Annotated in this window: 11 protein-coding genes; 6 read left to right on the forward strand and 5 right to left on the reverse strand. The window is 62.0% G+C overall.

Going from position 1 to position 13,098, the window contains the following annotated elements; genetic code table 11:
• Positions 1-18 precede the first annotated feature (18 nt).
• A complete protein-coding gene (locus ACTJKS_RS05635; protein WP_108183895.1) occupies positions 19-927 on the forward strand; it encodes a cation diffusion facilitator family transporter in 909 nt (302 codons plus the stop codon).
• Here the strand turns inward: ACTJKS_RS05635 and ACTJKS_RS05640 are convergent.
• A complete protein-coding gene (locus ACTJKS_RS05640; protein ID WP_108183896.1) occupies positions 921-1,955 on the reverse strand; it encodes a DUF6515 family protein in 1,035 nt (344 codons plus the stop codon). The genes ACTJKS_RS05635 and ACTJKS_RS05640 overlap by 7 nt on opposite strands.
• Positions 1,956-2,409: 454 nt before the next feature.
• Here ACTJKS_RS05640 and ACTJKS_RS05645 point away from each other — a divergent pair, with 454 nt between their 5' ends.
• On the forward strand, positions 2,410-2,889 hold the full coding sequence (locus ACTJKS_RS05645) for an Lrp/AsnC family transcriptional regulator (protein WP_440828802.1): 480 nt from the start codon (positions 2,410-2,412) through the stop codon (positions 2,887-2,889).
• 204 nt (positions 2,890-3,093) lie between these two features.
• Positions 3,094-3,303 carry a DUF2788 domain-containing protein gene (locus tag ACTJKS_RS05650; RefSeq protein WP_003228500.1) on the forward strand — a complete coding sequence of 70 codons (210 nt, stop codon included), beginning with the start codon at positions 3,094-3,096 and terminating at the stop codon, positions 3,301-3,303.
• Here ACTJKS_RS05650 and ACTJKS_RS05655 read toward each other — a convergent pair.
• The 4 genes from ACTJKS_RS05655 to ACTJKS_RS05670 all read right to left on the reverse strand — a co-directional run bounded on the left by ACTJKS_RS05655 (position 3,298) and on the right by ACTJKS_RS05670 (position 9,785).
• The gene (locus ACTJKS_RS05655) at positions 3,298-3,933 is read right to left on the reverse strand and encodes a pseudouridine synthase (protein WP_041065061.1); all 636 of its coding nucleotides are present in this window, start codon (positions 3,931-3,933) and stop codon (positions 3,298-3,300) included. The two genes, ACTJKS_RS05650 and ACTJKS_RS05655, sit on opposite strands and share 6 nt — an antisense overlap.
• 72 nt (positions 3,934-4,005) lie before the next feature.
• Positions 4,006-5,505, reverse strand: a complete 1,500-nt coding sequence (gene amn, locus ACTJKS_RS05660) for an AMP nucleosidase (RefSeq protein WP_161794895.1) — start codon at positions 5,503-5,505, stop codon at positions 4,006-4,008.
• 178 nt (positions 5,506-5,683) lie between these two features.
• On the reverse strand, positions 5,684-7,333 hold the full coding sequence (locus ACTJKS_RS05665; protein WP_108183897.1) for an acyl-CoA dehydrogenase family protein: 1,650 nt from the start codon (positions 7,331-7,333) through the stop codon (positions 5,684-5,686).
• Between the two features lie 97 nt (positions 7,334-7,430).
• Positions 7,431-9,785, reverse strand: coding sequence for a hybrid sensor histidine kinase/response regulator (locus tag ACTJKS_RS05670; RefSeq protein ID WP_142579974.1), 2,355 nt, complete (start codon positions 9,783-9,785; stop codon positions 7,431-7,433).
• Positions 9,786-10,258: 473 nt separating this feature from the next.
• On the opposite strand from ACTJKS_RS05670, the gene ACTJKS_RS05675 reads away from it, so the two are divergent.
• Genes ACTJKS_RS05675 through hemL form a run of 3 tightly spaced genes read left to right on the forward strand, consistent with a single transcriptional unit; the run spans position 10,259 to position 12,997 of the window.
• Positions 10,259-11,056 carry a hydroxymethylpyrimidine/phosphomethylpyrimidine kinase gene (locus ACTJKS_RS05675; protein ID WP_108183899.1) on the forward strand — a complete coding sequence of 266 codons (798 nt, stop codon included), beginning with the start codon at positions 10,259-10,261 and terminating at the stop codon, positions 11,054-11,056.
• An 18-nt stretch (positions 11,057-11,074) separates the two neighbouring features.
• Positions 11,075-11,698 (forward strand): thiamine phosphate synthase, encoded by a 624-nt coding sequence (gene thiE, locus ACTJKS_RS05680; RefSeq protein ID WP_041065048.1) that lies wholly within the window; start codon positions 11,075-11,077, stop codon positions 11,696-11,698.
• A gap of 15 nt (positions 11,699-11,713) precedes the next feature.
• Positions 11,714-12,997, forward strand: coding sequence for a glutamate-1-semialdehyde 2,1-aminomutase (gene hemL / locus ACTJKS_RS05685; RefSeq protein WP_086793045.1), 1,284 nt, complete (start codon positions 11,714-11,716; stop codon positions 12,995-12,997).
• Positions 12,998-13,098: the final 101 nt, after the last annotated feature.

The following is a 13,098-nucleotide window of genomic DNA, read 5'->3' on the forward strand; positions in this document are numbered from 1 at the left end:
TAAGGAATTTCTGCACTCATGACCACCAGCCCCGAACACGCCCGCCTGCTGCGGCTGGCAACCCGCGCCTCGGTGGCGGTGGCCTGCACGCTGATCATCGCCAAAGCCATCGCCTGGTGGCTGAGCGGTTCGGTGAGCATGCTCGCCGGCCTCACCGACTCGGCGCTGGATGGCGTCACTTCGCTGCTCAATCTGCTGGCGGTGCATTACGCACTGCGCCCGGCCGATGAAGATCACCGTTACGGCCACGGCAAGGCTGAATCGCTGGCGGGCATGGCGCAGGCGCTGTTCATCGGTGGCAGTGCGGTGCTGATTGCGTTTCAGGCGTATGAGCGCATCAAGCAACCGGAGCCGCTGGGCGCTCCGTGGCTGAGTATCGGCGTGATCGTTTTCTCGCTGTTGCTGACCGCGGCGTTGCTGACGCTGCAACATCGGGTGATCAAGCAGACCGGCTCCAACGCCGTGCGCGCCGACTCGCTGCACTACCGCTCGGACATGCTGCTCAACGGCAGCATTCTGATCGCGCTGGTTCTCGCCGGCATGGGCTTTCATCAGCTCGATGCATGGTTCGGTCTGGGGATTGCCGGGTACATTTTGTGGAGCGCGATCCAGATCGCCCGGGAAAGTTTTTCGGTGCTGATGGATGAAGAGCTGCCGGCGGACGTCAGTCAGCACATGCTCGAACTGGCCTGCGGCGTACCCGGCGTGTTGGGCGCACATGATTTGCGCACGCGGATTTCGGGCAATCACTGGTTCGTGCAGTTGCATCTGGAGTTGCCGGGAGAGCTGACGTTGTCAGTGGCCCACGGCATCAGCGATCAGGCGGCGGATGCGATTCACGCCGCCTACCCGCGAGCCGAAGTGCTGGTGCACGCCGACCCGCAGGAAGTGGTCAGGGCTGAACGGGCGCAGACCCGGCTTCAGTAAGACACCTGATAACCGCGACTGCTCAGGCAATTGCCCTGAGCCTGGCGGTAGGCCTGCACCACTTCGGGCGCCGGTTGGTACGTCGCGGTACGTGGATCGAAACCGCTTTGCTGCACCGCGTACTGGTAGCACTGGTAACCGTCCTGCTGCACCTGTTCCGGCGACTGACCGTTGGCGGGATACGCCTCGACGTCATACCCCTGGGATTGCGGCTGCGGCGGTTGCTGCACCGGTGGCTCGACCACGACGTAATCCTGGGTGGCTTCCTGATACGCATAGTAGGAACCGGCCGCAAGAAACAGCAGCGCACCGCCGATCCACACTTCACGGGCGTAGTCCGGCAGGTACTGAATACGAATCCCGCGTGGCGGCTGCACGACGATGTAGCGCGGGCCTTGCGGGCGATACCAGTAGCCGCCGGAATAGAAGTAATCCTGACCGCGATACGGCACGCGATATTCACGATCCGGGAAGCGGTCGATCACATGCCCCGGGCGATATTGCGGGCCAGGGCCCCAACCGTTGCCATGCCCGTCCGGGCGACCCGGCCAGCGATTGTCATCGGGCCGGTTGCCGGTTTGCCATTGCTGGTTGTGGTAACCATTCTGCGGACGCTCGTCGCGGTAGTAGCCCTGACGCGGTTCCTGAGTCTGGCGCACGGTGTCGGGACGTGGCTGGATCGGCAGGTTGTTCGCCGGTGGCGCCTGATGAACCGGTGCAGGCTGATTGGGTGCGCGGTTCTGGTTCTGCCATTGGCCGTTATTGTGCGGCTGGCCGTTGTGCTCGAATTGGCGGCTGTTGTCGCCGCGAATGATGTCGCTGTTCTGCGGCCGCGGCGGATTTTGCGGCGGCGGATTGTTTTGCCCATGGGGCTGACGCTCACCGCCATGCCCCTGATTGCCCTGATGCTCACCGCCGTGCCCGTTATTCTCGGGGCCACGATTCTGTGGCTCGTCGGCCAACGCTTGGGCTCCGACGCTCACACACAGCAAACCAACACCGGCCAGACGCCAGATGCGCGACTTCATGCTTTTCCTCACTGCGGGTATTAAGAGGGCTTGTAGCTAAGACCGGGAATACGCACACCGGGTTCTGCGACAGGTTATCAGTCACGAAACTTATTTATTGAGGGAAGCCGTACATCGAGGCACAAAAATCGCAGACAAGAAAAAGGGAGACCCGTCGGCCTCCCTTTAGAGAACTTCGTCCTGGCTCGACGCTTTTGACGTCGGCTCACCTCACGCCGTCTTCTGGACAGTGTGCAGCTCGGGGGCCGGCACATCCCCGGTGGGGGTGGCGGCCGCGGCGGGCCTGATTGGGCGGGCCGCAGTGGACTGTGTTACCGAGCAGTGATTCTGGTGATAAGAATAGGCCGCAACGCGCGACAGATGATTGCGAAGATTGCTCAAATAAACACCGCTTGCGCAATTTTTAACCCTGGATAGATAATCCGCCGCAATAGTTACAACCAAGGACTGATTCATGAGCAAACTCGACCGTTACGACCTGAATATTTTGGCGGAATTGCAGCGCGACGCCCGCATCTCCAACCAGGAACTGGCCGAGCGCATCGGTCTGTCGCCCTCGCCCTGCTCGCGCCGGGTCAAACAACTGGAGGATGACGGCTACATCTCGCGCCAGGTCGCCCTGCTCGATCGCAAGATGCTCGGCCTGAGCCTGACCGCCTACGTGCTGATCGGCATGGACCGGCACACCCCGGAACGTTTCGAGAACTTCGAAGCAGCGATCCGCACCTTGCCGCAAGTGCTGGAATGCAGCCTGGTGACGGGCGTGGATGCCGACTATCAGTTGAAAGTGGTGGTGCCGGACATGGATCACTATCAGAAGCTGCTGCTGGGACACCTGACCCGGATTGAAGGGGTGACCAGCGTGCGTTCGAGCTTTGTGCTGAATCAGGTGCTCAACAGCACCGAGTTGCCGCTGACTCATCTGCGCAGCTAATCTGCACTCCCCCTGTAGGAGCTGCCGAAGGCTGCGATCTTTTGATTTTGCTTTTCAAGATCAAAAGATCGCAGCCTTCGGCAGCTCCTACACGGGACGCATGATAGAGGTTCGGCACACCGACGCAGATCAATGCGTCCTCAGCCGCCCCAGGCGTATAATCGCCGAGCCCTTTTTCAGCCCTGTGCGCGCCGGAGATGCCCGATGGATCCTGCAGTATTCGAAGAGTGGATGATGACTGGCCTGGTCAGCATCCTGATCATTTTCATGGGTTTCATCGTCTGGGATCTGGCGAAGAAGTCCAAGGCCGGGCGCTTCGGCTCGTTCATTCTGTTCTTCGTGCTGGGTCTGGGCGTAGCCGCGTTCATCATCAAGAGTGTGGTGATCGGCCTGATCGAATCCGGCGCTCTATAACCGCGCCGGCACTTCCTTCCACTGGCCCTGATCGAGCCCTTCAAGCGTCCAGTCGCCAATCCGCACCCGCACCAGCCGCAACGTCGGCAGCCCCACCGCGGCAGTCATCCGTCGCACCTGACGGTTGCGTCCCTCTCGAATCACCAACTCCAGCCAACGGGTCGGCACGCTTTTGCGAAAGCGTACCGGCGGATTGCGTGGCCACAGTTCAGGCTCATCCAGTTGCCGCGCCTCGGCGGGCAGAGTCATGCCGTCGTTCAGCTCGACACCGTCGCGCAGACGCTGCAGTTGTTCAGCCGTCGGCTCGCCTTCGACCTGCACCCAGTACGTCTTCGGCAACTTGTGTTTCGGGTCGGCGATCCGCGCCTGCAACTGACCGTCATTGGTCAGCAACAACAAACCTTCACTGTCGCGATCCAGGCGCCCCGCCGGATAAATGCCCGGCACATCGATGAAATCCTTGAGCGTCGCCCGCCCGCCTTCATCGCTGAATTGCGTGAGGACATCGAACGGTTTGTTGAACAGGATCAGCTTCGGCTCGGCCGGCGGCGCCTTGGCGACACGACGTGGCGCTGAGGGGGAAGGCTTCGCGCCAGGGCGGCGGGAAGGAGGACGCGGGGGACGGGACATGGCGAAAAGAACATCTGACGGTCAGGGCTGCTAATGCTAGTGCCCCGACCGCCAAATGACCACGACTAACCGTTAACGGAACGGCGGCTCGTCGAAGCTGCGCAGTTTGCGCGAGTGCAGCGAATTGAGTTCGGTGCGCAGCAGATCCACCGCCTCGATGCCGATCTTCAAGTGCTGACTGACCGCACGCTCGTAGAACGCGTTGGCCGAACCCGGCAGCTTGATTTCGCTGTGCAGCGGTTTGTCCGAGACGCACAGCAACGTGCCGTAAGGCACCCGCAGGCGATAGCCCTGGGCGGCGATGGTGCCGCTTTCCATGTCCACCGCCACGGCGCGGGACAGGTTGATCAACGGACGTTCCTGCGCCCAGCGCAATTCCCAGTTACGGTCATCGTAGGTCAGCACGGTGCCGGTGCGCAGACGCTTTTTCAGCTCCTCGCCCTTCTCGCCGGTGATATTGGCCGCGGCTTGTTGCAGCGCCAGTTGCACTTCGGCCAGCGCCGGGATCGGAATATTCGGCGGCACCACACGGTCGAGAATCCCGTCGCGACGCATGTAGGCGTGCGCCAGCACGTAGTCGCCGATGGTCTGCGACTGGCGCAGGCCGCCGCAGTGGCCAATCATCAGCCAGCAATGCGGACGCAGCACCGCCAGGTGGTCGGTGATGTTCTTGGCGTTGGACGGGCCGACGCCGATGTTGACCAGGGTTACGCCATGGCCGTCGTTGGCGATCAGGTGATAGGCCGGCATCTGGTAGCGGTGCCAGACCACGCCAGCGGCAATCGCCGAGGCTTCGCCGTGATCCATGCCCTTCTCGATGATCACATTGCCCGGCAGGACCATACGCACGAAACGCGGGTCTTTGCGCAGTTGTTCCAGGCCATGGACGATGAACTGGTCGACGTAGCGATGGTAGTTGGTCAGCAGTATCCACGGCTGCACATGGCGCCAGTCGCTGCCGGTGTAGTGCACCAGACGACGCAGCGAGAAGTCGACCCGCGCGGCGTCGAACAGCGCCAGTGGCAGCGGATCGGTGTTTTCCCAGTCGTAGAGACCGTCGGCGATGCCATCGGTGGCGGCGGACAGGTCGGTACTCGGAAACACTCGCGCCAGCACCGCAGCGGTGACGCCGGAGCCGGCCAGCTCATCGCCCTGCTCGACCACGTACGGGTACGGAATGTTCTGCTGACTGACGCCGACTTCCACGGTCACGGTGAAGTCGTGCATCAACGGCACCAGTTGTTCCAGCAGGTATTTGCGGAACGCCTTGGGGTGGGTGACGGTGACGCTGTAAGTGCCCGGCAGTTGCACCTTGGCATAGGCGCGGGTGGTCTGCGGGACTTCGCCCTGACACAGGTAGGTCAGACGCAGTTCGGGATAACGAAACAGAGCGCGCTGTTCGGCGTCGGGCTCGACGCGATCCTTGAGGTAACGCTTGAGCGCCGAGTTCAGCGCAGTGGTGGCCCGCTCATGCAGCTCGGCCAGACGATCCACGGCTTGCTCGGCGGTTTGAACGACAATAAACGCTTCGGTCACGATCAGCTTCCTGTGTTCTGACTTGCAGAGCTTCATCTTGCCTGCATCGTGGTCTCACGGGAACAGTGGCATGTTGGCAACCGCACAATATGTCGGTCACACACGGTCTCTTGTAGGAGCTGCCGCAGGCTGCGATCTCTTGATCTTGCTTTTAAAAAGATCAGGATCAAAAGATCGCAGCCTGCGGCAGCTCCTACAGGGGATTTGTGTGGGGTCAGAACCCTTGGGGGGTTGAGCGGGTGACGATGGCTTCGACGTCCAGGCCCCGCGGCAATGCGCCATAGACCCGGCCGCCACCGTTCAGACGGCTGGCAATAAACGCATCACTGACCGCCGCATTACCCGCCTCCAGCAACAACTTGGCTTGCAACCCCAGCGCTATATCTTCAGTCAGTTGCCGCGCGCGGTATTGAATATCGCCGGTGTCCTTGAACTGCGCCTGCAACTGTTGGATATGCGTGGCCAGACGCTTGTCGCCATGGCCGTTGCCCAACTCGCTGAACAGCACATCGAGCACACCCGGCTCTTTCGACAGTGCGCGCAACACGTCGAGGCACTGCACATTCCCCGAGCCTTCCCACGTCGAGTTGACCGGCGCTTCGCGATACAGCCGTGGCAGGATGCTCTCCTCGACATACCCGGCACCGCCCATGCACTCGGCGGCTTCGTTGATCATTGCGGGGGCACGTTTGCAGATCCAGTACTTGCCCACTGCCGTCACCAGCCGGGCGAATTGTGCTTCGTGGCGGTCATCCAGATGATCCAGCGCCTTGCCCATGCGCAGGCTCAGCGCCAGTGCGGCCTCGCTTTCCAGCGCCAGATCGGCCAGCACGTTCTGCATCAACGGTTGCTCGCTGAGCAGCTTGCCGCCGACCGAACGGTGCGCGCAGTGATGGCTGGCCTGAGTCAGCGCCTGACGCATCAGCGAGCTGGAGCCGACCATGCAATCGAAACGGGTCATCGCCACCATCTCGATGATGGTTGGTACGCCGCGCCCCTCCTCGCCGACCATCCATGCCAGCGCGCCGCGAAACTCCACTTCGCTGGAGGCGTTGGACTGGTTGCCGAGTTTGTTTTTCAGGCGCTGGATGTAGAACTGATTGCGCGTGTCGTCCGGACGATGGCGCGGCAGCAGGAAACAGGTCAGACCCTTGTCGGTTTGCGCCAGGGTCAGAAACGCATCGCACATCGGCGCCGAGCAGAACCACTTGTGCCCGACCAGTTCATAGGCCTGGCCCGGGCCACTGGCACCCACCGGGTAAGCCTTGGTGGTATTGGCCCGCACGTCGGTGCCGCCCTGTTTCTCGGTCATCGCCATACCGATGGTCACGCCGGCCTTGTGCGCCATACCGACATTGCGCGGGTCGTACTCGGTGGCAAGGATTTTCGGCAGCCACTGTTCGGCCAGATCCGGCTGCAAACGCAGGGCCGGGACGCTGGCGAACGTCATGGTCAACGGGCAACCGCTACCCGCCTCGGCCTGGCTGTGCAGATAGCTCATCGAGGCGCGGGCAACATGCGCGCCGTCCTGCGGATGAGTCCAGGGTGACGAGGTCAGGCCATGTTCGATCGCGGTGCGCATCAGCTCATGATAGGCCGGATGAAATTCCACCAGATCAATGCGATGGCCGTACCGGTCATGGCTGACGAACACCGGTTTGTTCTGATTGGCGAGGAACCCGGCGGCCATCAGCGGTCCGCCGGCCAGCGCACCGTAGGCATCGATCCGCGACTCGGCCCAACCGGCGCCAAAGCGGCGCGACCACTCCTGCAATGGCAGGTCGATGCGGTACAGGTTGGCGCCATCCAGCGATGGCGGCTGGTTGGTGACTTCGTGGGTTTCGGCGAACTGATGCAGGTTCATGACGCGGCTCCTTTGGTCAGCCAAGGAATCCAGTTAAGCACTGGCCCGTGACTGATCAAAGTGTCATATGCGCCGAACTGTCGGCGCTTTCACCCTGTTACGCGCTGAGCACCCGACGCTCCAGCGCCGTCTGCAGGTCTTCGAATTTCACCGGTTTGTTCAGGTAATCGATGCGCGTACCCGGCGCGCAATGCTCGCGATCCGTGCCCTGCGCCAGCATGAACACCGGCAGACTGGCGCAGCCGGGCAACGCATGAATCTGGCAGCACAGCGACGCGCCTTCGTGGGAGGGCAACTGGCAATCGATCAGCACCGCATCGAAGTTTTCCCGTTGCAGGCAATCGAGTGCCGCCGCGCCGTTGTCCGCCGTGCGCACGCGGAAACCGAGCTTGAGCAGCATGCCGCGCATCACCAGTTGATTGACGCTGTTGTCGTCGACCAGCAATACCGTGCAGTCCTGCGGCGCACGGATCCGCTCCTGCAGCGGGGCCGGGTTCGGCGCCGCTTCGACCGCCGGCAGTTCGAACTCGACGTCCAGCTGAAAACGGCTGCCACGCCCGGGTTCGGAACGATGGGTGAGCTTGCCGCCGAGCAACTCCACCAGTTGCCGACAGATCGCCAGCCCCACGCCCAGGCCACCGTATTCGCGGGTCATCGAGCCGTCGAGCTGGAAGAAGCGCTGATACAGCGTCGCCTCGCCCAGATCGGTGAAACCGATGCCGGTGTCGATCACCGCAAACGACAGCGCCAAGCGGTTTTCCGCCGCCGGCTTGCCGGTGACGCGCAGCGCCAGGCCACCGACCCGGGTGAACTTGATCGCGTTGTCCAGCAGGCACTCCAGGCACTGCGCCAGTTTTGCACTGTCGCCGTGCAAGCGATCCGGCAGGGTCGGCAGCACCTCGACCTTGAAGTCCAGCGACTTGCTCGCCGCGTTGCCGTCGAACTGCACGCGCAAGGCCTCGACCACCGCACGCAGGCTGAAGCTGCCCGGCGTCGCTTTCAGCTTGCCGGCCTGCAATTCGGTGAGGGTGAGGATGCCATTGACCATGCGCATCATGTCCCGCGCAGAACCGGCGGCGGTTTGCTGGTATTGCTCCAGTTCAGGCTCCAGTTCGACGGTCTGCATCAGTTCCAGCGAACCGATCACGCCGTTCATCGGCGTGCGCAATTCGTGGGTCAGGGTCGCGAGGAATTCATCCTTGAGCTTGTTGCTGTGCGCCAGTTGCTGGTTGAGCACTTCGAGTTTCTGCCCGGCATCGAACAGGGTCTGCGCCTGTTGCTCGCGCATCGCGTTGATGCGGTCGGCCAGCGCCAACGACAGCAGCGCAACTTCGATCGCCGAGCCGATCTGACTGGCGTACATGGTCAGGAATACGTTTGGCAGCAAGCCGAGCACCATCAGCGTGTTGACGATACCGCCGAGCAAAAACGCCGACCAGGCAATAATGAAGTAACGCGCTACCCGCAAGCCGCGCCACCAAGCGAGGATCCCGGCAGCGAAAATCACCACGGTGAACACCAGCGCCAACAGGGTCGCCAGGCGCAACGACAGCGCATAGCTGGTCATCAGCGACAGCCCGACCACCAGCGCACCGAACGCGATCAGGGCGATCAGCAAATGGTCGAGCCAGCGGCTGTGGGTTCTGGTCTGCAGGAAACTGCGGGCGAACTGGCTGCCGAACAGCCCGGCGCAACCGATGAAGAACGGCGTGGCGGCGTTGGCCCACCACGGATTGTCCGGCCAGAAATACTCGACCGCCGCGCCGTTCACCGACAGTTGATAGAGGCCGAACGAGGCGATGTAGAAGATGTAGTAAAGGTAGCTGGTGTCGCGCACGCTCAAGTAGATGAACAGGTTGTAGACCAGCATCCCCAGCAGCACGCCATAGATGATCCCCAGCACATACAGGCGCACCGGTTGATCTTCGAGGTACGCGGTGCTCGACCATAACGTCACCGGCGCCTGAATCGAACCTTCACTGGCCAGGCGCAGGTACACGGTTTTTTGCTGGTCAGGGGCGAAGGTCAGGTCGAACAGGTAATTGTTCTGACGGATTTCGCGGCTGGCGAACGGCAAGGCGTCACCGGTTTGCCGGATCAGCCGATAGTCGCCATTGGCATCGGCCATATAAAGGTCGAGGTGATCCAGCGGCGGATACGCCAGCTCCAGCAGCCAGGTGCGCTGCGCGGCCGGATTGTTCGGACGGTAATGCAGATCGATCTTCAGCCAGAACGCCGAGCGCGAGTAACCGGCATTGAGCGTGGCTTTGTCGTGGGGTTTGAAATTGCCCGCCGCCGCTTGAGCGCGAACGTCGGCGATGTTCGCCTGACCGCTTGGGTCTTCGAACACCTGCAAGGAGCGGCCCAGCGGGAGGCTCTGGGTATTTTCGTCGAACTCGACGGCGCTTGCGAGGAGGGGCAAGCAGAACAGCAACATCAGCAAATAGCGCATTGAAGCCCCAGCGTGGCTCGTCCGGTTGTGTCAGGAAGCCCCCCATTCCCTTTGAGTAGACGTAAAACCGGTATTACCTGTTATTGGTTTGGATCCAGACTAGCATAGCCGTTGATGGCCATTGAGCACCATCGAAATTTTTCCTGCAAAGGCTCTAGAACGGGCGTTTCAGAGCAAAGCTGCGGACTAGAGCTGTTGAGTTGGTCAACTCGCTACAACGGCGCATGTTGTGCATACCTCTGTGGCGAGGGGATTTATCCCCGATGGGTCGCGAAGCGGCCCCAAACCATGCAACCAGATTCTTTCAGACACGATTCGTAGAATGGATTTGCGACTGCTTCGCAGCGCATCGGGGATAAATCCCCTCGCCACCATTGCTACCCGACTAATGGCCGCAATGTGTCAGACAATCTCTAGCCAAACGCTTTCAGGACTGAACCCCAAAATCAGGTTTGGTGGTAAGCTCGCGCACCATGAATATCTACAGCTCCCGCCCCGTTGTCCTCTGTCTCTCCGGCCACGACCCCAGTGGTGGCGCCGGCTTGCAGGCAGATATCGAAGCCTTGCTTGCGCAGGGTTGCCATGCGGCTCCGGCCGTCACCGCCCTGACCGTGCAAGACACCGTCAATGTCACTGACTTCCGCGTCCTCGACCGTGAGTGGGTACTGGCCCAGGCCAATGCCGTGCTCAACGACTCCGAAGTCGCAGCGGTCAAACTGGGCATGCTCGGTTCGCTGGAAATGGTCGACACTGTGGTCGAACTGCTTTCTGCGCACCCGCACCTGCCGGTGGTCTGTGACCCGGTGCTGCGTGCCGGCGGCGGCGGACGACTGGGCAAGGATGAAGTCGGTTACGCGATGCGCGAGCGTCTGCTGCCGCTGTCGATCATTGCCACCCCCAACCTTCCCGAAGCGCGGATTCTTGCCGAACTGCCCGAAGGCACCGCGGACGAATGCGCGGAAAAACTCCTGCCGTTCGTCAAAAACCTGCTGATCACCGGCGGCCACGGCGACGAAACTGAAATCCACAATCGCCTGTACGGCCGTGACGGCCTGCGTGAAACCTTCTATTGCCAGCGTCTGCCAGGCAGCTATCACGGCTCCGGTTGTACCCTGGCCAGCGCTATCGCCGGTCGTCTGGCCCAGGGCGAACACCTCGCCAGCGCCGTGCGTACCGCGCTGGATTACACTTGGCGCACCCTGCGCGATGCCGAACAACTGGGCAAAGGCCAGTTTGTGCCGCGTCGTCTGCCGCTGGATTTTTGCTCGTAACGCCGTGAGGTCTGCCTGATGAAACTACGTGGCCTGTACGCCATCACCGACAGCCAGTTGCTGGCGGGCAAGTTTCTGTCGTACGTGGAGGCGGCGCTGGAAGGCGGCGTCACCCTGCTGCAATACCGCGACAAAAGCAGCGACGAGGCCCGCCGCCTGCGCGAGGCCGAAGCTTTGCGTGATCTGTGCGAGCGTTACAAGACGCAGTTGATCATCAACGATGACGCCGAACTGGCCGCGCGCCTGAACGTCGGCGTGCACCTGGGGCAGACCGACGGCCCGCTGTCGCCGACCCGCGCCCTGCTCGGCTCCAAAGCCATCATCGGTTCGACCTGCCACGCGCAACTCGAACTGGCCGAGCAAGCCGCCAAAGAAGGCGCGAGTTATGTCGCCTTCGGTCGCTTCTTCAATTCCAGCACCAAACCCGGCGCGCCAAGCTGCAGCCTCGATCTGCTCGACGAGGCCAAACGCAAGCTGCATCTGCCGGTCTGCGCGATTGGCGGCATCACCCTCGACAACGCCGCGCCGCTGGTGGCCCACGGTGTCGACCTGCTGGCGGTGGTCCACGGCTTGTTCGGTGCCCAGAGCACCGCCGAAGTGACCCGCCGCGCCCGCGCCTTCAACGAACTTCTGAAAATCTGATTTGAGAACCCGAACATGTCTCGTTCCGAAACCCTGTTTGCCAATGCCCAGAAACACATTCCCGGTGGCGTGAACTCGCCGGTTCGCGCGTTCAAGAGCGTGGGCGGCACACCGCTGTTCTTCAAGCATGCCGAAGGCGCCTACGTCACTGACGAAGACGACAAGCGTTATGTGGATTACGTCGGTTCGTGGGGGCCGATGATCCTCGGCCACAGTCACCCGGATGTGCTCGACGCGGTGCGCAATCAACTGCAACACGGCCTGTCCTACGGTGCGCCGACCGCGATGGAAACCGAGATGGCCGATCTGGTCTGCTCGCTGGTGCCGTCGATGGACATGGTGCGCATGGTCAGCTCCGGCACCGAAGCGACCATGAGCGCAATCCGTCTGGCCCGTGGTTACACCGGTCGTGACAGCATCATCAAGTTCGAAGGTTGCTACCACGGTCACTCCGACAGCCTGCTGGTCAAGGCCGGTTCCGGCGCACTGACTCAAGGCGTGCCGAGCTCCGCCGGTGTACCGGCAGCATTTGCCAAACACACCTTGACCCTGCCGTTCAACGACATCGACGCGGTTGAGAAGATGCTCGCCGAAGTCGGTCAGGATGTCGCCTGCATCATCGTCGAGCCAGTGGCGGGCAACATGAACTGCGTACCGCCGGCACCGGGTTTTCTCGAAGGCCTGCGTTCGCTGTGCGACAAGCATGGCGTGGTGCTGATTTTCGACGAAGTGATGACCGGTTTCCGTGTGGCCCTCGGTGGCGCTCAGGCGTACTACGGCGTAACCCCGGATCTGACCACGTTCGGCAAGATCATCGGCGGCGGCATGCCGGTCGGCTGCTTCGGCGGCAAGCGTGAAATCATGCAGCGCATCGCGCCGCTGGGCCCGGTGTATCAGGCCGGCACCCTGTCGGGTAACCCGCTGGCGATGGCCGCCGGTCTGACCACCCTGCGCCTGATCAGCCGTCCGGGCTTCCACGCCGAGCTGACCGATTACACCACGCGCCTGCTCGATGGCCTGCAACAACGCGCCGATGCGGCGGGCATTCCGTTCGTCACCACGCAAGCGGGTGGCATGTTCGGCCTGTACTTCAGCGGTGCCGACGACATCGTCACTTTTGAAGACGTGATGGCCAGCGACGCTGCGCTGTTCGGTCGCTTCTTCCACCTGATGCTCGAAGGTGGCGTGTACCTGGCGCCGAGCGCATTCGAAGCCGGTTTCACCTCGATCGCCCACGGCGAAGCCGAGCTGAAAATCACTCTGGACGCTGCCGAGCGCGCCTTCGCCGCACTGAAGTAATCGCCGTGCCGCTGACGTTGGCCATCGCCAGCGTCAGCTTTTACCTACACCCAAGCCGTTTTTCCCACGCCTCTGCTAAAAATCGGCAAGAAAGTGGGCGA

Origin of the sequence: Pseudomonas sp. 22189 (assembly GCF_052045635.1) — a bacterium.
In the GTDB taxonomy this organism is placed as follows: Bacteria; Pseudomonadota; Gammaproteobacteria; order Pseudomonadales; family Pseudomonadaceae; genus Aquipseudomonas; species Aquipseudomonas parakoreensis.